The organism is Curtobacterium sp. MEB011 (assembly GCF_030209655.1).
GTDB classification, from domain to species: domain Bacteria; phylum Actinomycetota; class Actinomycetes; order Actinomycetales; family Microbacteriaceae; genus Curtobacterium; species Curtobacterium poinsettiae.
In genome coordinates, this window is the sequence record NZ_JARVRN010000007.1 from 236,036 (window position 1) to 256,821 (window position 20,786).

At 71.6% G+C, this 20,786-nt stretch carries 15 protein-coding genes, 1 tRNA gene and 1 other RNA gene; 14 read left to right on the plus strand and 3 right to left on the minus strand.

The features are described 5' to 3' along the window. Positions 1 to 28 precede the first annotated feature (28 nt). Positions 29 to 2,026, plus strand: coding sequence for a helicase HerA-like domain-containing protein (locus tag QRN30_RS10590; RefSeq protein ID WP_284761063.1), 1,998 nt, complete (start codon positions 29 to 31; stop codon positions 2,024 to 2,026). 19 nt (positions 2,027 to 2,045) lie between these two features. Here the strand turns inward: QRN30_RS10590 and QRN30_RS10595 are convergent, their stop codons facing one another. Together QRN30_RS10595 and QRN30_RS10600 are read right to left on the minus strand one after the other, a co-directional pair. Further along, a complete protein-coding gene (locus QRN30_RS10595; RefSeq protein WP_284761064.1) occupies positions 2,046 to 2,690 on the minus strand; it encodes a hypothetical protein in 645 nt (214 codons plus the stop codon). Positions 2,691 to 2,989: 299 nt separating this feature from the next. Then, positions 2,990 to 3,074 (minus strand) — tRNA-Ser (locus QRN30_RS10600). A gap of 121 nt (positions 3,075 to 3,195) precedes the next feature. On the opposite strand from QRN30_RS10600, the gene pta reads away from it, so the two are divergent. Together pta and QRN30_RS10610 are read left to right on the plus strand one after the other, a co-directional pair. Beyond that, positions 3,196 to 5,304 carry a phosphate acetyltransferase gene (pta, locus tag QRN30_RS10605; RefSeq protein WP_017888676.1) on the plus strand — a complete coding sequence of 703 codons (2,109 nt, stop codon included), beginning with the start codon at positions 3,196 to 3,198 and terminating at the stop codon, positions 5,302 to 5,304. Positions 5,305 to 5,353: 49 nt separating this feature from the next. Then, positions 5,354 to 6,550, plus strand: coding sequence for an acetate/propionate family kinase (locus tag QRN30_RS10610; protein ID WP_017888677.1), 1,197 nt, complete (start codon positions 5,354 to 5,356; stop codon positions 6,548 to 6,550). A gap of 407 nt (positions 6,551 to 6,957) precedes the next feature. On the opposite strand, the gene QRN30_RS10615 is transcribed toward QRN30_RS10610, so the two are convergent. After that, positions 6,958 to 7,632 (minus strand): SDR family oxidoreductase, encoded by a 675-nt coding sequence (locus tag QRN30_RS10615; protein WP_017888678.1) that lies wholly within the window; start codon positions 7,630 to 7,632, stop codon positions 6,958 to 6,960. 37 nt (positions 7,633 to 7,669) lie between these two features. On the opposite strand from QRN30_RS10615, the gene ffs reads away from it, so the two are divergent. The 11 genes from ffs (at position 7,670) to QRN30_RS10670 (ending at position 20,522) form a co-directional block, all read left to right on the plus strand. After that, positions 7,670 to 7,766: signal recognition particle sRNA small type (gene ffs / locus QRN30_RS10620), an RNA gene on the plus strand. Between the two features lie 123 nt (positions 7,767 to 7,889). Beyond that, positions 7,890 to 10,715, plus strand: a complete 2,826-nt coding sequence (locus QRN30_RS10625; protein ID WP_284761065.1) for a DNA polymerase III subunit gamma and tau — start codon at positions 7,890 to 7,892, stop codon at positions 10,713 to 10,715. Further along, positions 10,715 to 11,314: a recombination mediator RecR gene (recR, locus tag QRN30_RS10630; RefSeq protein WP_017888680.1), complete on the plus strand. Its 600-nt coding sequence runs from the start codon at positions 10,715 to 10,717 to the stop codon at positions 11,312 to 11,314. Before QRN30_RS10625 ends, recR begins: the two co-directional genes overlap by 1 nt. Positions 11,315 to 11,430: 116 nt before the next feature. Continuing rightward, the gene (locus QRN30_RS10635) at positions 11,431 to 12,696 is read left to right on the plus strand and encodes an aspartate kinase (protein ID WP_017888681.1); all 1,266 of its coding nucleotides are present in this window, start codon (positions 11,431 to 11,433) and stop codon (positions 12,694 to 12,696) included. A gap of 43 nt (positions 12,697 to 12,739) precedes the next feature. After that, entirely contained in the window at positions 12,740 to 13,792 is a 1,053-nt protein-coding gene (locus QRN30_RS10640; RefSeq protein ID WP_017888682.1) for an aspartate-semialdehyde dehydrogenase, read from the plus strand. Positions 13,793 to 13,890: 98 nt separating this feature from the next. Next, positions 13,891 to 15,378 carry a malate:quinone oxidoreductase gene (locus tag QRN30_RS10645; RefSeq protein WP_017888683.1) on the plus strand — a complete coding sequence of 496 codons (1,488 nt, stop codon included), beginning with the start codon at positions 13,891 to 13,893 and terminating at the stop codon, positions 15,376 to 15,378. Between the two features lie 58 nt (positions 15,379 to 15,436). Next, positions 15,437 to 16,567 carry an Rv2578c family radical SAM protein gene (locus QRN30_RS10650; protein WP_262117773.1) on the plus strand — a complete coding sequence of 377 codons (1,131 nt, stop codon included), beginning with the start codon at positions 15,437 to 15,439 and terminating at the stop codon, positions 16,565 to 16,567. A gap of 170 nt (positions 16,568 to 16,737) precedes the next feature. Continuing rightward, positions 16,738 to 17,958, plus strand: coding sequence for a sensor histidine kinase (locus QRN30_RS10655; RefSeq protein ID WP_214561972.1), 1,221 nt, complete (start codon positions 16,738 to 16,740; stop codon positions 17,956 to 17,958). Next, positions 17,955 to 19,208: a hypothetical protein gene (locus QRN30_RS10660; protein WP_284761066.1), complete on the plus strand. Its 1,254-nt coding sequence runs from the start codon at positions 17,955 to 17,957 to the stop codon at positions 19,206 to 19,208. The genes QRN30_RS10655 and QRN30_RS10660 overlap by 4 nt, the downstream gene beginning before the upstream one ends. A 61-nt stretch (positions 19,209 to 19,269) precedes the next feature. Next, positions 19,270 to 19,896: a response regulator gene (locus QRN30_RS10665; RefSeq protein ID WP_017888687.1), complete on the plus strand. Its 627-nt coding sequence runs from the start codon at positions 19,270 to 19,272 to the stop codon at positions 19,894 to 19,896. Next, positions 19,896 to 20,522 (plus strand): thymidine kinase, encoded by a 627-nt coding sequence (locus QRN30_RS10670; RefSeq protein WP_017888688.1) that lies wholly within the window; start codon positions 19,896 to 19,898, stop codon positions 20,520 to 20,522. Before QRN30_RS10665 ends, QRN30_RS10670 begins: the two co-directional genes overlap by 1 nt. The last annotated feature ends 264 nt before the right edge of the window (positions 20,523 to 20,786 follow it).

A 20,786-nucleotide genomic window follows, 5' to 3' on the forward strand; every position in this document is an offset into this window, starting at 1 on the left:
CGCGGGTCAGACTCCCTAGGCTGTGCCCATGAGCGACGCGACGGAGCGGGCACGGGCGGCTGCCGAGGCAGCGAGGCAGGCTGCCGACGAGGCACGTCGGCTCGCCGACGAAGCGGTGCTGCGCGCCGAGGAGCTCGCCGCCGCCCTGACGGCGGAGGAACAGGCGAGCCTGACCGCCGACGCGGAACCCGCGGTCGTCGGGTCCCCGCCACCCACCGGCCAGGAGGCGCGGCTCGCGCCCGACGCGGAGCCCACCGCTCCGCTCGCACCGGTTCCCACCACCCCTGGCGCGCGGGTCGACGCGACCGCCCCTGCCGTGGCGGTCGACGCGACCGCCCCGGATCCGGTGGCGACGACGGCGACCGGCACCGTGCCTCCCGTCCGTGCCGAAGCCGGCCCGCTCGGACCGGACGCGGTCGCCGCGATCCGCGACGGCTACGCCGTCGACGGCGGCGCGATCGAACTCGGCGCCCTGGTCAACGGCGCAGCGGTGCCCGACGTGCAGGTCCGGATCCCGCTCGCGATGCTGAACCGGCACGGGCTGGTGGCGGGGGCGACCGGCACCGGCAAGACCCGGACGCTCCAGGTGCTCGCCGAGCAGATCGCGGCGAACGGGGTGCCCGTGTTCGCCGCCGACGTCAAGGGCGACCTGTCGGGTCTGGCCGTCGCGGGGCAGGCGAACGACAAGCTCCTCGACCGCACCGCGGGCATCGGTCAGCAGTGGCAGGGCGTCGCGAGCCAGGCCGAACTGTTCTCGCTGGGCGGGCAGGGCACCGGCGTGCCGATCCGTGCCACCGTGTCGGGCTTCGGACCGCTGCTGCTGTCGAAGGTGCTCGGGCTGAACGACACGCAGGAGTCCTCGCTCGGCCTGGTGTTCCACTACGCCGCGCAGCAGGGCCTCGCGCTGGTGGACCTCGACGACCTGCGGAGCGTGCTGACGTTCCTGGTGAGCAACCAGGGCAAGGGGGAACTCGCCGAGCTCGGGGGCCTGTCGAAGCAGACCGCCGGGGTGATCCTGCGCGAGCTCGTCACCTTCGCCGACCAGGGTGCCGACCAGTTCTTCGGCGAGCCCGAGATCGACACACAGGTGTTCCTGCGGACGGCGGCGGACGGGCGGGGGATCGTCAGCCTGCTCGAGGTGCCCGGTGTGCAGGACCGGCCGGAGGTCTTCTCGACGTTCCTGATGTGGTTGCTGGCCGACCTGTTCAACGAGCTGCCCGAGGTCGGCGACCAGGAGAAGCCGAAGCTCGTGTTCTTCCTGGACGAGGCGCACCTGTTGTTCAGCGGTGCGTCGAAGGACTTCACCGAGCAGATCGTGCGGACCGTTCGGCTCATCCGGTCGAAGGGCGTCGGGGTCTTCTTCGTGACGCAGACCCCGAAGGACGTGCCGAACGACGTGCTCGCGCAGCTCGGATCGCGCATCCAGCACCAGCTCCGCGCGCACACGCCGGACGACGCGAAGGCGCTCCGGGCGACGGTGTCGACGTACCCGACGAGCGACTACGACCTGGGGGAGGTGCTCACGTCGCTCGCGACCGGTGAGGCGATCGTCACGGTGATGAACGAACGTGGTGCTCCGACCCCGGTCGCGTGGACCCGGCTGCGCGCACCGCAGGGGTCGATGGACCCGATGCCGGCCGACGAGATGGCCGCCCGGGTGCAGGCCTCACCGCTCCTGGCGACCTACGGCACCCGCGTCGACCCGGACTCGGCCCGCGAGGTGCTCGCGCGTCGCATGGAGGCCGCTGCTGCTGCCGAAGCCGCCGCTGCCGACACCGCCGCGGACGCGTCGGCGGTCGAGGCCCAGCGGGAGTTCGAACGGCAACAGCGGGAGTTCGAGCGTGCCGAGCGGGCGTCGGAGTCGCGGCGTTCCGGTCGGACCGGTGGTTCCGGTCGGACGACCCGGCCCGGGACGCGGCGCTCCGCGGACGACCCGCTGACCGATCTGCTCGGCGCAGGGCTCGGCGGGACCATCGCGAAAGAAGTGGTCCGGGGGATCTTCTCGACGCTGCGGCGGCGACGCTGACCGATGCCGTGCGGCCGGTTCAGCGGGCGTCGAGGCCGGCGAACTCGACGGCGAGCAGCCCGCCGACGACCAGCACGACGAGGCCGCCCACGAGCAGGAACGCCGCACGCTGCTCGTACCAGGCGCGGCTCGTCGGGTACCGCTTCGCGAAGGTGCGGACCGAGACCGGCCGAGCGTCCTCGACGACCTGCACGCCGAGCACGTCGACCACCCGGTCGAGTCCGTCGTCGCCCCAGACGTCGGCCCGGAGCCGGAACAGGTGGGTGCCGATCCGGTCGAACGCGACGAGTTCTCGCACGGTCCGGTCCACCGACGAGCCGAACGTCGTGGCGAGGACCAGGCTGTGCACGCGGTCACGGGGGATCCGGCGGTGCGCGGTGAGCACCCCGCGGATCGTCACGCCGTCGTCGTCGATCCCGATGAACGCGGTGTGCAGCCGGACGAACACGACGCCGACGGCCGCGGCCATCGCGACGACGATGCCGGCGAAGACAGCCCAGGTGCGGAACGGGAACGAGACCCAGACCAGGGCGACGGCGAGCGGCACGGCCGAGAAGGCGATGCTCAGCGCCGTGGAGCGGACGAGCGAGCGGCGCGGGCGGAGGACCGTGTCGAAGACGGACAGGCGAACGGGCACGGCCGCCGGCAGGGTGGTTTCCCCCATGGCGCGTCTCCTCGTCCCCTCGGGTGTTCCGGGCACGCTGACCAGCACGCCTTCCGAGCGACGCCCCTGCCGCTCGATGCACCGCGGTCGGCTCGTCCCGGAGCCGTTCGCTCGGCCAGCATAGGCGACCGACGGGTATCGGGGACAGCCCGTTCCACCCCTGATCAGCGTTTCCCGGCCAACGCAGGGGCACCAGGGCACGTGCTGGTCCGCCGGGTGGGGGACCACTGCGCCTGCGGAACGACGAAGGACCCACACCGAGCCGGTGCGGGTCCTTCGTTCGTGCTGCTCGTTCGCTGCGGAGAATGGGGGATTCGAACCCCCGAGGGCTTGCACCCAACACGCTTTCCAAGCGTGCGCCATAGGCCACTAGGCGAATTCTCCTGACACCGTCTCGCGACGGCGACACCCAATGGTACAGGTTCTGCGCGGTGCTCACGACCGCGTGTCGTCGGTGCCGGTGCTCCCAGATGTCGTGACACGTCCGGCGACTACCCTGGGCGTCGTGTCGACCCGCATCTACATCACGTCAGCAGAAGGGCACACGGGCAAGAGCACCGTCGCCCTCGGTGTCCTCGAGACCCTCGCCCGGTCCGTCGGCCGCGTCGGCGTGTTCCGGCCCGTCGCCCGCTCGGTGGTCGAGCCCGACTACGTCCTCGAACTGCTGCTGCAGCACACGGCCGTCGGCATCTCCTACGACGACGCCGTCGGGGTCACCTACGACGACGTGCACGCCGACCCCGAGGCGGCGCTCGGCACCATCGTCACCCGGTTCGCCCAGGTGGAGCGGCAGTGCGACGCCGTCGTGGTGCTCGGGTCCGACTACACCGACGTCGGCAGCCCAACCGAGCTGTCCTTCAACGCGAAGGTCGCCGCGAACCTCGGCGCCCCGGTGCTCCTCGTGCTGGGTGGCCGCGACGCCGCCGAGCGTGCGGCCCGCAGCCCCGAGGGCATGGCGCAGGTCGCGGACGTCACGACCAGCGAGCTGCGGGCGGCACACGCGCAGCTGTTCGGCGTCGTGGTGAACCGCGCCGACCCGGACGCCCTCGCCGCCATCGTGACGAGCGTCGAGCAGGCCGTGCACGACGACCACCCCGACGTCCCGGTGTGGGCGATCCCCGAGGACCGCGTGCTCGTCGCCCCGACGGTCCGCGCTCTGCTGCAGGCCACCGGTGCCACCCTGGTGCGCGGTGACGACGCCCTGCTCGACCGCGAGGCACTCGGCACCGTGGTCGCGGGCATGAGCATGGAGAACGTCCTGCCCCGGCTGATCGAAGGCGGCATCGTCGTGGTCCCCGGTGACCGGAGCGACGTCCTCATCGCCACGCTGCTCGCCAACCAGTCCGAGACCTTCCCGAGCCTGGCCGGCGTCATCCTGAACGGCGGGTTCGAGATCGCCCCGCAGGTGTCCCGGCTGCTCGAGGGCCTGTCGAGCTCGCTGCCGATCGCGCAGAACGACCTCGGAACGTACGACACCGCCCTGCGCATCACCCAGACCCGTGGCCGTCTGGCCGCGGACTCGCCCCGGAAGGCCGACCTGGCGCTCGCGCTGTTCGAGCAGCACGTCGACGCCGAGGCCCTGCGCGACCGCCTGCAGCTCGCCCCCTCCGGCGTCGTCACCCCGCTGATGTTCGAGCACGGTCTGCTCGACCGGGCCCGCAGCTACGGCAAGCGCATCGTCCTGCCCGAGGGCGAGGACGACCGCATCCTCCGCGCCGCCTCCACCCTGCTGCAGCGCCAGGTCTGCGACCTCACGATCCTCGGCGACCCCACCGCCATCCGCACCCGGGCGACCGAGCTCGGCCTCGACCTCGAGGCCGCGCAGCTCGTCTCGCCGTTCGACCCCGAGCTGCGCGAACGCTTCGCCGAGGAGTACACCCGGCTCCGAGCCCACAAGGGGATGTCGATCGAGCTCGCCCGCGACACCGTCACCGACGTCTCGTACTTCGGCACGATGATGGTGCAGCTCGGGCTCGCCGACGGCATGGTCTCCGGCGCGAAGCACACCACGGCGCACACCATCCGGCCGTCGTTCGAGATCATCAAGACGCGTCCGGACACCTCGATCGTGTCGAGCGTGTTCCTGATGGCGCTCGCCGACCGCGTGCTGGTCTACGGCGACTGCGCGGTGATCCCGGACCCGACGAGCGAGCAACTCGCCGACATCGCGATCTCCTCCGCCGAGACCGCGACCCAGTTCGGCATCGACCCGCGCGTCGCCATGCTCAGCTACTCCACCGGCGACAGCGGCTCCGGCGCCGACGTCGACAAGGTGCGCGCCGGCACCGCGTTCGTGCGGGAACGCCGCCCCGACCTGCTGGTGGAGGGCCCGATCCAGTACGACGCCGCAGCCGACCCCACGGTCGCGTCGACCAAGATGCCGGACTCCCCGGTGGCCGGCCGGGCGACGGTGTTCATCTTCCCGGACCTCAACACCGGCAACAACACGTACAAGGCCGTGCAGCGCTCGGCCGGTGCCGTGGCGATCGGCCCGGTCCTGCAGGGCCTGCGCAAGCCGATCAACGACCTGTCGCGCGGCGCCCTGGTGGGCGACATCGTGAACACCGTCGCGATCACCGCGATCCAGGCCGGCACCGCGACCGACGCGGCCTGACCGCCCGACCCGCACCGCGCCTCCAGGCCCGACAGAAAGTGACCACCCCGTGACCGCAGCCCTCGTCGTCAACTCCGGCTCGAGTTCGTTCAAGTACCAGCTCATCGAGCTCGAGGACGAGCGCACGCTCGCCTCCGGCCTCGTCGAGCGCATCGGCGAATCCGCCGGGGCCTGGAAGCACACCAACGCGCTGACGGGGGAGTCGTCGTCGAACGACGCCGCGTCGGTGCCCGACCACGCGGCCGGGTTCCAGGCGATGATCGACGCGTTCGCGAAGGTCGGCCCGTCGTTCGACGAGCACCCGCCCGCAGTCGTCGGCCACCGCGTCGTCCACGGCGGCACCACCTTCGACCGCGCGACGGTCGTCACCGACCAGGTCGAGCAGCAGATCGAGGACCTCAACAGCCTCGCGCCGCTGCACAACCCCGCCAACCTCGAGGGGATCCGGGCCGCGAAGCAGGTGTTCTCGGACGTCCCGCACGTCGCCGTGTTCGACACCGCGTTCCACCAGACGATGCCGCCGCACGCCTACACGTACGCGATCCCCGCCGACCTGGCCGCCGAGTACGGGATCCGCCGCTACGGCATGCACGGCACCAGCCACAAGTACGTCTCCGAGCAGGCCGCGGAGTTCCTCGACCGGCCGCTCGCCGAGCTCAAGACGATCGTGCTGCACCTGGGCAACGGCGCCTCGGTCGCAGCGATCGACGGCGGGAAGTCCATCGAGACCTCGATGGGGCTCACCCCGCTCGAGGGGCTCGTCATGGGCACCCGCTCCGGCGACCTGGACCCCGCGGTCCTCATCCACCTGCACCGCGAGGCCGGGATGACCTTCGACGAGCTCGACACCATGCTCAACAAGCGGTCCGGCCTGCTCGGCCTGACGGGCAGCGGCGACATGCGCGACGTGCAGGACGCCGCTACTAAGGGCGACGAGCAGGCGGAGGCGGCGCTCGCCGTGTACCGCCACCGCATCCGTCGCTACGTGGGCGCCTACACGGCACAGCTCGGCGGGCTCGACGCGGTCGTGTTCACCGCAGGGGTCGGCGAGAACAACGCGCTGCTGCGGCGCCGCGTGCTCGCGGGGCTCGAGCACCTGGGCATCGAGGTCGACCCGGACCGGAACGAGCTGGCGTCCCGGGACGCCCGCCGCATCTCGACGGACGGCTCGCGGGTCGCGGTGCTCGTGATCCCGACGAACGAGGAACTCGAGATCGCTCGGCAGTCGGCTGCGGTCGCGCTCTGAGGCGTGGCGTCGCGGTGTCGGGCGTCGCACGTCGCGGTGTCGCGGTGTCGCGGCGGCACGGTGCGGTGTTCGTGGGTGGGTGCGGGGTTGGCTGCTGGGTGCGCGTTTGCGGCGCGGCACGGGGCGCGGAAGTCCGCACGGGGTGAGTAGGTGCGCACGGTGCGGACGGGAGGCGCGGGGTGGGTTGGCTGCGTGCCTCCTGTCCGTCGGTGGGTTGCGTCGCGGCGGCACGGTGCGGTGTTCGTGGGCGGGTGCGGGGTTGCCTGCTGGGTGCGCGTTTGCGGCGCGGCACGGGGCGCGGAAGTCCGCACGAGGTGAGCAGGTGCGCACGGTGCGCGGCCCGGCACCTTCGGCGAGGAGCTCGCACGGGGTGACGAAGCGCGCACGGTGCGGGCCGCACCGACGGGTCAGGTGAGGGCGTTCAGCGCCGCCGGGATCGGGGTGTCGCCGCTGGTGAGCTCGAACTGCACGCCGACCGCGGCATCGTCGAGCAGCGCGTGCAGGACGACGGTCGCGACGTCCGCACGGGGGATCGAGCCCCGTGGCACCGTCCGGCCGACGTCGACGGTTCCCTGCGGGGGAGTGTCCAGCAGCCCGCCGGGACGCACGATCGTCCAGCGGAGGCGTCGAGCCCGCAGGTTCGCGTCGGCCTCGGCCTTCGCCCGCAGGTAGACCTGGAACACCGCGGCGTCGTCCTGGGCGGGCACGACCGCGAGCTGGGGGTCGTAGGTGTCGGCCGCCATCGCCGAGATCATCACGTAGCGCTCGATGCCGGCACGCTCGGCGGCGTCGGCGAGCAGGATCGCGCCGTCGCGGTCGACCGTGAGCTTCCGTTCGGCGCCGCTGTTCGGTCCGGCACCGGCGGCGAAGACCACGGCGTCCACCCCACGCAGGCGCAGCGCCAGGTCGTCGTCGCCGAGCTGCTCCAGGTCCGCGACGATCGCACGGGCCCCCTGTTGCTCGACATCGGCCACGTGCGCGGGGTTGCGGACGATGGCGACGGCGTCGTGGCCGGCGTCGGTGATCTGGCGGGCGAGGAGCAGGGCGATCTGGCCGTGTCCTCCGGCGATGGCGATCTTCATGTGTTCGAGTCTGCCCGTCGCGTCCGGTAGACTTCTCGGCGGCTCCTCACGTGACGCCATCCAGGCCAACTCCCCCAGGGCGGAAACGCAGCAAGGGTAACCAGGCTCTGGCGGGTGCGTGAGGAGTCTTCTTCGTTCCCGGAGGGTAACCAGGGCTGCGCTGATCTCGTGTGCGGGTGCGTGAGGAGTCTTCTTCGTTCCCGCCGGGCCTGTGGACGGGCACGCGGGTTGTCGGTCGTGACGGCTACCCTTGTCGCGTGGTCACCGCCCTGTATCGCCGTTACCGGCCCGAGAACTTCGCCGAGCTGATCGGGCAGTCGCAGGTCACCGACCCGCTCCGCACGGCGCTCCGCACGAACCGCGTCAACCACGCCTACCTGTTCAGCGGGCCCCGTGGCTGCGGCAAGACGACCTCGGCCCGCATCCTCGCGCGCTGCCTGAACTGTGCCGAAGGTCCGACGGACACCCCGTGCGGTGTCTGCCCGAGCTGCGTCGAACTCGCCCGCGACGGCAGCGGATCGCTCGACGTCATCGAGATCGACGCGGCGAGCCACAACGGTGTCGACGACGCACGTGACCTGCGCGACCGTGCCGTGTTCGCCCCGGCTCGCGACCGCTACAAGATCTTCATCCTCGACGAAGCGCACATGGTGACGCCGCAGGGCTTCAACGCGCTGCTCAAGCTGGTCGAGGAACCCCCGGAGCACGTCAAGTTCATCTTCGCGACGACCGAACCCGAGAAGGTCATCGGCACCATCCGGTCGCGCACCCACCACTACCCGTTCCGGCTCGTCCCGCCCGCGGTGATGCTCGAGTACATCGAGCAGCTCTGCACGCAGGAGTCCGTCTCCGTGGCACCCGGCGTCCTTCCCCTGGTGGTGCGCGCGGGTGGCGGGTCGGTCCGTGACACCCTGTCGCTGCTCGACCAGCTGATGGCCGGCAGCGAAGACGGTGCGATCGCCTACGAGCGTGCCGTCGCCCTGCTCGGCTACACCGACGCAGCCCTGCTCGACGACGTCGTCGACGCCCTGGCCGTCGCCGACCCGGCTTCCGCCTTCGCCGCGATCGACCGCGTCGTGCAGACCGGGCAGGATCCCCGCCGCTTCGTCGAGGACCTGCTCGAGCGCCTGCGCGACCTGATCGTCGTGGCGGCGACGAACGAGAGCGCCGCCGCCGTCCTGCGCGGCGTCTCGCCGGAAGAGCTCGACACCATGAGCCGCCAGGCCGGGGTCTTCGGTGCGACGGGGCTCTCCCGCTCCGCCGACATCGCGAACCGTGCCCTCACCGACATGACCGGTGCGACCTCGCCCCGGTTGCACCTCGAACTCATGACGGCCCGGATGCTCGTGCCCGAGGCCGACGACACCCAGCGCGGAGCCCTCGCCCGGGTGGAGCGCCTGGAACGTCGCGTCGGGGTCGGTGACGTCGGTGGACACGACGCCGGTGGGCACCAGGTCGTCGCCGGTGAGCAGTCCGCTCCGGCCGTCGCCGCTGCACCGCGTCGTGAGCAGCCGGCGGCCGCGGCTCCCGCAGCTCCTGCTCCCTCCCTCGCTCCGACGCCCGCTCCGGCACCGGCTGCGGCTCGCACGACGGCCCCCGAGCGCCCGGCTACACAGCAGAGCGCGCCCCAGGCCGATTCCGGGGCCGTCGCTCGTGACGCCGCGGCGTCCTGGGCCGCGGTCGCTCCGAGCGCTCCGGAAGCGCCCGCACAGACGCCGACCTCGACCGGGGCCTCGAAGCCCCAGGACGCGAAGTCGGCGGCCGAGCCGGTCAGTCCGTCGTCCACCGGTCAGGGCACGACGATCGGCGACGAGCCCGCCGTCCGGACCGTCGGTGCCGTCGGCTTCCAGCAGATGCGTGACTCCTGGCCGCAGATCGTCGAGCACGTGCAGCACGCCAAGCGTTCGGCGTGGTCGGTGGTCGTCACGGCGCAGGTCACCGCGCTCCGCGACGACGTCCTGACGCTGACGTTCCCGAGTCAGCAGGACGTCGCTTCGTTCAAGGAGATGTCCGATCCCTCGGCCAGCGTCAGCGAACTGCTGCGCGCCGCCATCGTCGACGTGCTCGGGCTCCGCGTGAAGTTCGTCGCCCGCGGGCCGGGTCAGCAGCAGCGTCCGCAGCAGCAGCAGCAGTCGGCTCCGGCCCAGCAACCGGCTCCGGCCCAGCAACCTGCTCCGGCGCAGCAGGCTGCGCCGGCCCAGCGTCCGGCTCCCGTTGCCCAGGCCCCCGCCGCCGCGGCACCGGAGTCCCCGGCGCCGAAGTCTGCTGACGCGCCTGCGCCCGCGACAACGGCTGCTCCGGCGCCGGAGTCGCAGGCAGTGCCCGCTGCAGCTGCGGAGCCGGAAGCAGCCCCTGCGGCAGCAGCGGTACCCGAGGCTGTGTCGGAACAGCAGGCGGCGAAGGCCGCGCCGTCACCGGAGGCCGCGCCGGCCCCCGGAGCACCGACCTCGCCCGCGCCGCAGCGTGACGCGGCACCCGCCGATCCCACCCCTGCTCCCTCGGGCGCACCGGTGACCGACTGGGCGGTCGCGACGATCCCCGCCAACGACCCCACCGCCGACGCCGTCCCGGAGTCCGTCGAGCCGAGCTGGGCAGCACCGTTCGGCACCGCACCGGCGTCCGCACCGGTCGCCCCCGCCGAGACCACCACGACGGAGCCGACGCAGCCAGCAGCACCCGCGCGACCTGCTGGTGCCACGGGTGGGCAGCCCGACCAGCCGACCAGCCCGGGGCAGCAGGCGGCGTCTGGAGCGGCAGCCGTGCCTCCCGGCGGTCCCGTCGTGCCGGGCGTTCCCGTCGACGACTACCCGCTCGACGACGAACCGTACGACGACGGCGCACCGTTCCCCGACCCGGGGATCGGTCGCGGCGCGGCGACCGCAGCCGCCGCGCCGGCGGCCCCGGCGCAGCAGGCCGCGCCGCAGCGCGCGTCCCAGCCGTCGGCACCTGCCGCCGCTGCTCCGCGCACCGCGCCGCCCGCGCGCCGCGCGCCGGTCGCGGGTCGGTACGGCGAGGCGGTCGTGCGTGAGATCCTCAACGCTCAGTTCATCGAGGAGACCGCCCTCCACCAGGACGGTGCCTGATGTACGACGGGATCGTCCAGGACCTCATCGACGAGTTCGGCCGCCTGCCCGGCATCGGCCCGAAGTCGGCGCAGCGCATCGCCTTCCACATCCTGCAGACCGAGTCGTTCGACCCGAGCCGACTGTCCGAGCTGCTCGCCGACGTCAAGGAGCGGGTCCGCTTCTGCGAGATCTGCGGCAACGTCACCGAGAACGTGCAGTGCAGCATCTGCCGTGACCCGCGTCGTTCGCCCGCCACCATCTGCGTGGTGGAAGAGGCGAAGGACGTCGCGGCGATCGAGCGGACCCGCGAGTTCCGTGGGCTGTACCATGTGCTCGGCGGGGCGATCAGCCCGATCGACGGCATCGGCCCGGACGACCTGCGCATCCAGCAGCTCATGACGCGCCTGGCCGACGGCACCGTGGCCGAGGTCATCATCGCGACCGACCCCAACCTCGAGGGCGAGGCGACGGCGACCTACCTCAGCCGGCTGCTCGTCCCGATGGGCATCCGCACCACGCGGCTCGCGTCGGGGTTGCCGGTCGGTGGCGACCTGGAGTACGCCGACGAGGTCACGCTCGGTCGTGCCTTCGAAGGCCGCCGCGTCGTCGGCGGCTGACCCCCACGCAGGATCCTTGCGTCGGGGCCCGCTCGCACGCAACATCCCCGAAACACCCTCTACCATTGTGAGACCGCGTGACCTCGCGGTGTCGCCGTCTCCGGGAGTACCAGCCAGTGGCCTTGATCGTGCAGAAGTTCGGTGGTTCATCCGTCGCGGACGCCGAGAGCATCAAGCGCGTGGCGAAGCGGATCGTCGAGACGAAGAAGGCCGGCAACGACGTGGTCGTGGCGGTGTCGGCGATGGGCGACACCACCGACGAACTCGTCGACCTGGCGCACTCCGTCACGCCGATCCCCGCCGGCCGTGAACTCGACATGCTCCTGACCGCGGGGGAGCGCATCTCGATGGCGCTGCTCGCGATGGCGATCAAGAGCCTCGGGGTCGAAGCGTCGTCGTACACCGGCAGCCAGGCCGGCATGCTCACCGACGCCCAGCACGGCAAGGCCCGCATCGTCGACGTCACCCCGAAGCGCGTGCGTGAGGCGCTCGACTCCGGCCACGTCGCGATCGTCGCCGGGTTCCAGGGCTTCAACCGCACCACGGGCGAGATCACCACGCTCGGTCGCGGCGGCTCCGACACCACGGCCGTCGCCCTCGCCGCAGCGCTCGACGCCGACGTCTGCGAGATCTACACCGACGTCGACGGCATCTTCACCGCCGACCCCCGTGTCGTGCCGAAGGCCCGCAAGGTCGACCGCGTCACCAGCGAGGAGATGCTCGAGCTCGCAGCCTCGGGTGCCAAGGTCCTGTACATCCGCGCCGTCGAGTACGCCCGTCGGCACGGGGTCACGCTGCACGTCCGGTCCTCGTTCAACAACAACGAGGGCACCATCGTCTACAACCCTGCCGAGGGGGAAACCGTGGAAGAACCGATCATCACCGGGATCGCCGGAGACCTCTCCGAGGGGAAGATTACCGTCGTGGGGGTCCCGGACCAGCCGGGCAAGGCCGCTGAGATCTTCACCAACGTCGCGCGCGCCGGGGCGAACATCGACATGATCGTCCAGAACGTGTCGGCTGCGTCGACCGGGCGGACGGACATCTCGTTCACCCTGCCGAAGGACCAGGGCCAGACGGTGCTGACGGCACTCGAGGTCGCGAAGGCCGACATCGGCTACGAGAGCATCCAGTACGACGACCAGATCGGCAAGCTCGCCCTGGTCGGCGCCGGGATGCGCACGAACGCCGGTGTCTCGGCGCAGCTCTTCCGCGCCCTGCACGACGCGTCGATCAACATCGAGATGATCTCCACGTCCGAGATCCGCATCTCGGTCGTGACCCGCGCCGACACCCTGAACGAGGCGATGCGGGTCGTGCACAGCGCGTTCGGCCTCGACGCCGACGCCGAGGCCGTCGTCTACGCCGGCACCGGCCGCTGACACCCGCCGGCTCGTTGATCCGCTGAACCACCAGGAGCACCGCATGACCACCCTCACCGTCGCCGTCGTCGGCGCCACCGGCCAGGTCGGCGCCGTGATGCGCCGCCTGCTCGAGGAGCGCGCGTTCCCGGCCGACCGGGTCCGCTTCTTCGCGAGCGCCCGTTCCGCCGGCACGACGCTGCCGTTCCGCGGCGAGCAGATTGTGGTCGAGGACTCCGAGCTCGCCGACCCGTCCGGCATCGACATCGCGCTGTTCTCCGCCGGGGCCACCGCCTCGCGGGCCCTCGCGCCGAAGTTCGCCGCCGCCGGGGCGCTCGTCGTCGACAACTCGAGCGCCTGGCGCATGGACCCCGACGTCCCGCTCGTCGTGAGCGAGGTGAACCCGCACGCCATCGACCAGGCGCCCAAGGGCATCATCGCGAACCCGAACTGCACCACCATGGCGATCATGCCGGTGCTCAAGGTGCTCGACACCGAGTCCGGGCTCCGTCGCCTCGTCGCCACGACCTACCAGGCGGTCTCCGGCTCCGGGCTCGCCGGCGTCGAGGAACTCCTGGGCCAGGCGAAGGCCGCCCTCGAGCAGGACACCGCTGCGCTGACGCACGACGGATCCGCCGTGACGTTCCCCGAGCCGGTCAAGTACGTCCGCCCGATCGCGTTCGACGTCGTGCCGCTCGCCGGCAGCATCGTCGAGGACGGCCTGGGCGAGACCGACGAGGAGAAGAAGCTCCGCAACGAGAGCCGGAAGATCCTCGAGCTCCCCGACCTGCTCGTCGCGGGCACGTGCGTGCGCGTCCCCGTGTTCACCGGTCACTCCATCTCGGTGCACGCCGAGTTCGAGCGTCCGCTGTCGCCCGAGCGCGCGACCGAGATCCTGTCGAGCGCGCCCGGCGTCGAGCTGTCCGACGTCCCGACCCCGCTGCAGGCCGCGGGCCAGGACCCGGCGTTCGTCGGCCGCATCCGCGCCGACCAGTCCGCGCCCGAGGGCCGCGGCCTGGTGCTGTTCGTCAGCAACGACAACCTGCGCAAGGGCGCCGCGCTCAACGCGGTGCAGATCGCCGAGACCATCGTCGCGCGTCGCTCCGTCGACGCGTAGCGCGCGCCGAGCGCGACCAGCAGACGGACGGGAGGCCCGTGGCGACACCGCCACGGGCCTCCCGTCCGTCTGTCGGGGGACGCCGGTAGGATCGACGGGTGGCAGAGAAGCAGGTGGACCCCATCGACGTCGTCCTGATCGGCGGAGGCATCATGAGTGCCACGCTCGGGGCCATCATCCACAAGCTCGAACCGAGCTGGAAGATCCGCGTGTACGAGCGGCTCGGCACGGTCGCGCAGGAGTCCTCGAACCCGTGGAACAACGCGGGGACCGGGCACTCGGCGCTGTGCGAGCTGAACTACACGCCCGAACTGCCGGACGGCCGCGTCGACATCGCGAAGGCGGTCACGGTCAACGAACAGTTCCAGGTCTCTCGACAGTTCTGGGCGCACCTGGTCGAGACCGGCGTGCTGCCGGAACCGACGAACTTCATCAACCCGACGCCGCACATCTCCTTCGTCTGGGGCGAGGCCAACGTCGCCTACATGCGTGCGCGGTACGAAGCGATGCGCGACCACCCGCTCTTCGCCGGCATCGAGTTCTCCGACGACCCCGCACAGATCCGGCAGTGGGCACCGGCGCTCATCCCCGGTCGCAAGAAGGACCAGCCGATCGCTGCGACGTACTCAGCGGCCGGCTCGGACGTCGACTTCGGGTCGCTCACCCACCAGCTCTTCGACCAGCTCGAGCTCGACGGCGTCGAGATGGAGCCCTCGCACCAGGTCACCAACCTGACCCGCTCGAAGGTGTCCGAGGGCTGGGTGCTCAACGTCCGCAACGAGATCGGTCGGTCGACGCAGCGGATCGCCGCGAAGTTCGTCTTCGTCGGCGCCGGTGGTGGCGCCCTGCACCTGCTGCAGAAGTCCGGCATCCCCGAGATCCGCGGCTACGGCGGTTTCCCGGTGTCGGGGGAGTTCCTGCGGACCGACGACCCCGAGGTGGTGCAGAAGCACTCGGCCAAGGTCTACGGCAAGGCGAGCGTCGGTGCTCCGCCGATGTCGGTGCCGCACCTCGACACCCGCATCGTCGACGGTGGTTCGTCGCTGATGTTCGGCCCGTACGCCGGGTTCAGCCCGAAGTTCCTGAAGCAGGGATCGGTGCTCGACCTGTTCCGCTCGATCCGACCGCACAACCTCCGCCCGATGCTGAGCGTGGCGTTCTCGAACTTCGACCTGGTCCGCTACCTGGTCGGTCAGCTCCTCGCCTCGAAGCGCACCAAGTTCGAGGCGCTCCGTGACTTCATGCCGAGCGCCGAGCCCGAGAACTGGCACCGCATCACGGCTGGACAGCGCGTCCAGGTGATCAAGCCCGACAAGGACAAGGGCGGCGTGCTGCAGTTCGGCACCGAGGTCATCACCGCCGCCGACGGCTCCATCGCGGGGCTGCTCGGGGCGTCACCGGGTGCGTCGACGGCCGTGCCGATCATGCTCACGATGCTGCACCGGTGCTTCCCCGACCGGTGGGACGGCTGGCAGGACGACGTCCGCGCCATGGTGCCGACGTACGGGCAGGACCTCGGTGACGACCCGGAGCTGGCCGACGCCACGCTCGAGCGCACGGCGAAGGTGCTCGGCCTGCACCACTGAGGCCTGCAGCGATCCACTCCGGCTTGCAGTCCGTTCGAACGTGTGTTCGAATGACGACATGCGGTGGAGTGGACAGGCGATCGACGCGGAGCAGAGCGACGCGCTGCCCGGGATGGAATCGAACAGCGGGTTCGTCCGGAGCGTGACGACGCCCGAGTTCGCCGGGGTGACCTTCCACGAGGTCCTGGCGAAGAGCGCCCTGAACCGGGTGCCGAGCGCAGACGGGTCCGGCACGTACGGCTGGACGATCAACCCCTACCGCGGCTGCAGCCACGCCTGCGTGTACTGCTTCGCCCGCCCGACGCACACGTACCTGGAGTTCGACGGCGGCGCCGACTTCGACCAGCAGATCGTGGTGAAGACGAACGTCGCCGACGTGCTGCGTCGTGAGCTCGGCAAGCCCACGTGGGACCGCCACCCGGTGGCCCTCGGCACGAACACCGACCCGTACCAGCGGGCCGAGGGACGCTACCGGCTGATGCCCGGGGTGATCGAAGCGCTGGCGGAGTCACGTACCCCGTTCAGCATCCTGACGAAGGGCACGCTGCTGCGGCGCGACCTGCCGCTCCTGGCCGAGGCGGCGAAGGTCGTGCCGGTGGACCTCGCGATGTCGATCGCCGTGTACGACGACTCGTTGCAGCAGTCGGTCGAGGCGGGCACCCCGACGACGTCGGCGCGGCTCGCGACCGTGCGTGCCATCCGTGACGCGGGGCTCGACTGCTCCGTGTTCCTGATGCCCGTGCTGCCGTACATCACCGACACCCGGGCGCACCTCGACGACGCCGTCGGTCGGTCGGTCGCGGCCGGAGCGACGAGCATCACGTACTCGGCGCTGCACCTGCGCCCGGGTGTGAAGCCGTGGTGGTTCGAGTGGCTCGGCCGTGAACGGCCCGACCTGGTGCAGCGGTACCGCGCGATGTACCTCGACAACACCTACGCACCCAAGGACTACCGGCGGTGGTTGTCGGAGCGCATCCGGCCGATCCTGGCGGCGCACGGGGTGGGGCTCGGGCGGGTGGACCCGGCCACGGGGTCGATGGGGTTCTCGGGGCCGCGTGCGCTGCCGCCGGGTGTGCCGGACGGCCCGCCGCAGGAGCAGTCGGTGCCGACGGTCTCGCCGCTGAAGCGTGCCGACCCCGGGTTCGACCGACGGTTGCTCCGGCCCCAGGTGTCGCAGACGCTCTTCTGATCGGTGATCCGCCGGGCGCTGGCCGGTCCACGTTCGGGGGACAGCAAGACCCGGGGTCGGGTGGCTATCATCGAGCGGGTCGCCGTACGGCCCGGGTTTCGGGGTACACGGCCGCTGCTCCGGTGGTTGGATCGTGGACGGCGCCCTCGCCACCCGGAAGGACTCACCTCGTGCTCGGCATCCCCACGCACCTCGCGCCGCGAGTGAACGCGTGGTCGACCGTGCGCGCCTTCCACGCCGGCGCCGTCGGGTCCCTGCTGGCCGCGGTGATCACGCTCGTGCTCTACGGCCTGTCCGAGCCCGGGGTGCAGGTGGTCGGCACCGCGCTGGCGGTCGTCCCCATGCTCGCCATGATCGGCGTGCACGTGCAGTTCGGCACCCGGCTCTCGGCGATCGCGTTCCTGGCGGTCGGCGGCGTCTGCGCCTGGTGGTTCGCCGTCGGGGTCCAGCAGCAGGTCCCGACCGGCTGGGTGACCTCGTACCTGATGTCCCTCGTGGTGATCCCGCTCATCCTGGTCGGGGGAGCCGGTGCCGTGCCGCGCCGCGTCGTGCTCTGGTCGTTCGTGGGCTTCCTGACCGGGCGACTCGCCACCTGGATCGCCATCGCGCAGGACGGTGCGCCGCCCCGGCCGCTCATCCTGGCCTGGATCACCCTGGGCTTCGTGGTCTCGCTCGTGCTCTTCACGACTCGCAGCACGGGACGGAGCGAACGGGTGCAGCCCGAGCTCCTGCGCTCGGCCCGCGAAGAGCACGTCTCCGCCTACCGTGCCGGGGTCGAGGCCGAGGCGTCCGCGATCCTGCACGACACGGTGCTCAACCACCTCGGTGCCATCGCGCTGGCACCGGACGGTCCGATGGACCCGCACCTCGCCGAGACCGTCGACGCGGACGTCGCGGTGCTCACCGGCAAGGGCTGGCTCGCCCCGGCCGCCCGTCCGCGCCCGGGTGCGGCGGCCGAGACGTTCGGCAGCATGGTCGACGAGCACCGTGCGCTCGGACTCGACGTCACCGTGTCCGGTGACACCTCGGCGCTCGACCGCCTCGACCAACGCGCACTGTCGGCGATCGTCCGGGCCGTCGCGCAGTGCCTGGCGAACGTGCGGAAGCACGCCGGCACCGACGCAGCCGAGGTCAGCGTGTTCGACGACAGTGCGTCCTGCACCGTCATGGTCGTGGACGACGGTCGTGGGTTCGACGAAGACGCCACCGGCGCCGACCGGATGGGGCTCCGCGGGTCGGTCCGCGACCGCATCGGACGGGTCGGGGGTGACGTCCAGATCTGGTCGTCGCCGGGTTCCGGGACGAGCGTGATGATGACGGTGCCGTACGTGCCGGTCACCGGTGCCGTCACCGTGCCGGCCGCCGCCGACGACCGAGGGGCTGTGCGGTGACCGCGGTCCGTCCGGGCCGGGCGACCCGCCCTCGTCCCCGCCGCACCGCGCAGCAGTACGACCCGCTCGGCGCGATGGGGTCCCGCCCGCTCGTCGTCGTGCTCGGGGCGGGCAGCGTCGTCTGGGCCCTGCTCGTGTCGATCTTCGACCGCGACGTCGTGGGCAGCCCCACGCTGAGCGCCCTCACGGTGCTGCTCGTCGCGGCCTCGGCGGTGGTGGTGTTCACCGCCTCGAGTCCGTTCCGCGCGCCGTTCCCCCGTTGGGCCTTCATCGCACACGTCGGGTTGCTCGGCCTGGCCTCGGTCGCGAGCATCGCCGCGCAGTGGGGGCCGGACCGCAGCGCCCTGAACGACTTCATGTCCCTGCTCACCGCGACGGGCATCGTGATGGTCGCCTCGTACCGTCCGTGGACCGACCTGACGATCGGCGGGCTCGTGCTGGCCGCGGTGAACGCCGTCGCCTGGGGGGCGGGCGCAGCGGAGTTCCCGCACGAGGTGCCGGTCGCCGTCGCGGCGTTCCTGGCCGCGGCCCCGACACTCGTGCTGACCGCTGCTGCGGCGGTGTTCGCACGGACCTTCGCGGGGCTCGCCGAGCGGGTGCAGATCCGTGCCGGGTCGTACTCCGTCGCTCGCGCCGAGCGGGACGGCATCGCGGCGAGCGTGCAGCAGGACCGTTCGACCATCCTGTCCCGTGACGTCGCCCCGTTCTTCGCCGAGCTCCGCACGCGCGACGTCATCACCGACGCCGACCGTGCCCGTGCGCGTGCGATCGCCGACGGCATCCGGGCGTCGATGGTCGCCGACGCGGACCGCACCTGGTTCGAGCTCGCCGTCCGGGTGGACGGCGGTGCAGCACCGCTGGTCGACGACCCCGACGGCCTCATCGCGACGCTCGACACCGACCAGCGGACGGTGGTCCGCACCTTCGTCCGAGCGGCCCTGCGCGCCTCGACGGTCGACCCCGCCGGGTTCCGGACGACGGTGCGACGAGCCGACGCTGCGTCAGGCTCCGCGTCAGGCCCCGCGTCAGGCCCCGCGTCGGGCCCCGCGTCGCCGGCTGGCGCGCCGACGCCGGCCACGCCACCAGCCCGCGTGGAGGTCGTGATGGAGCTCGCCGTCGCGGACTCCGACATCGGCATCCACCGCACCTTCGACCCGTACTTCGCCGTCCTCCGCGTGACGTTCCCCGACCTCGACGTCGCAGTCCGTCCTTCCGCCCTCGCACTAAGGTTCTCCTATGACCAGCACTGACCCGAACAGGCTCTCGGAGGGGTCGCCGTCCCTCCCGAACCCGGGAGCACGACGTGTTCGGTTGGCCATCCTCGACGACCACGAGGTGCTGCTGGACAGCCTGTCGAGCTGGATCGCGGTGAACGCGTTCGACTTCGACCTGGCCCTGACCGCGCACACCTGGCTCGAGATGGTCCACAGTGACAGCTTCCCGACCGACCTCGTGTTCCTCGACTTCCAGCTCAAGGAACCCGTCTCCATCGAAGCCCGCGTGCGCACCTGCCGTGCCGCCGGAGCGAAGGTGATCGTGCTCTCGAGCGTCGACAGCCGTGAGTCCCGCGACCGCGCGCTGGCCGCCGGCGCCGCGGCGTTCCTGTCGAAGTCGCTGCCGATGCGCGAGGTCATGGACGTCGCGCGCGAGATCATGGGCGTCGCCCGCGAGACCCCGCAGCCCCGCGAGTGGCGTCCGCTGCCGACGGGGGCCACCGCGCACCAGCGGCCGAAGCTCAGCGCCGGTGAGGAAGAGGCGCTGCGGCTCTACGTGTCCGGCTACTCGACGAACGAGGTCGCCGCGCAGATGAACGTGCAGTACGAGACCGCCAAGACCTACCTGCGTCGCGTGCGCGAGAAGTACAGCAAGGTGGGCCGCCCCGCCTCGAAGAAGTCCGACCTCATCCGTCGGGCCGCCGAGGACGGGTTCCTCGCGTAGTGGCGAAGCTCTACTTCCGCTACGGCGCGATGAACAGCGGCAAGAGCACGGGCTTGCTGCAGGCGGCCTACAACTACGAGGAGCGCGGGCACCGGGTGCTGCTCGCCAAGCCGGCGGTGGACACCAAGGGCGACCGTGAGATCGTCTCCCGCCTCGGCGTCACCCGGACTGTCGACATCGTGTTCTCGCCGGATGCCGACGTCCGCGACGCCGTCACCGCCGCCGGAGCCGTCGACCCCGAGTCGGACCGCCTGGACGGCATGGTGCGTCCGGTCAGCTGCGTGCTCGTCGACGAGGCGCAGTTCCTCACCCCGCGCCAGGTCGACGACCTGCTGCGCATCGCGGTCCTCGACCAGGTCCCCGTGATCACCTACGGCATCCGCACGGACTTCCGCACCGAGGCGTTCCCCGGCAGCGCCCGCCTGCTCGAGGTCGCGCACTCCCTCGAAGAACTCAAGACCATCTGCCGCTGTGGCCGCAAGGCGGTCTTCAACGCCCGCACGGTCGACGGCCGCTTCGTCTTCGACGGTTCCCAGGTCGCGATCGACGGTGTCGACGTCGCCTACGAGTCGCTCTGCGCCAACTGCTACCTGACGGAGTCCGGCGGCCGCCTCGACGGCGCCTGACCGCCCGCGCCGACTGGCGACGACACGAGGTCGGATTCGTCGAGTGGTCGCGTCCCGTCGGTGATGCGCCCTGATCGTGTCCACTCGCCGGTCACGACACCTCGCTTCGGTTCGCCGCGCGGTCACACCGCGTCGGCGGTGCGCCCGTCGAGCGACCGTCCGTGACCGGTCCGAAAGGCGCGCGCGGCACGTCGTGACCGCTCGGCGTCCGAGACGGAACCGAAGGCCGGCCGGGAGGCGCGGCGCGGCCCCGCCACGGGCCTC

What these genes read in the sequence shown, in the direction of transcription:
- QRN30_RS10590 (WP_284761063.1), top strand. Translation starts at nt 29, where the DNA reads ATGAGCGACGCGACGGAGCGGGCACGGGCGGCTGCCGAGGCAGCGAGG.
- QRN30_RS10595 (WP_284761064.1), bottom strand. Translation starts at nt 2,690, where the DNA reads ATGGGGGAAACCACCCTGCCGGCGGCCGTGCCCGTTCGCCTGTCCGTC.
- QRN30_RS10615 (WP_017888678.1), bottom strand. Translation starts at nt 7,632, where the DNA reads ATGAAGATCGCCATCGCCGGAGGACACGGCCAGATCGCCCTGCTCCTC.
- recR (WP_017888680.1), top strand. Translation starts at nt 10,715, where the DNA reads ATGTACGACGGGATCGTCCAGGACCTCATCGACGAGTTCGGCCGCCTG.
- QRN30_RS10640 (WP_017888682.1), top strand. Translation starts at nt 12,740, where the DNA reads ATGACCACCCTCACCGTCGCCGTCGTCGGCGCCACCGGCCAGGTCGGC.
- QRN30_RS10650 (WP_262117773.1), top strand. Translation starts at nt 15,437, where the DNA reads ATGCGGTGGAGTGGACAGGCGATCGACGCGGAGCAGAGCGACGCGCTG.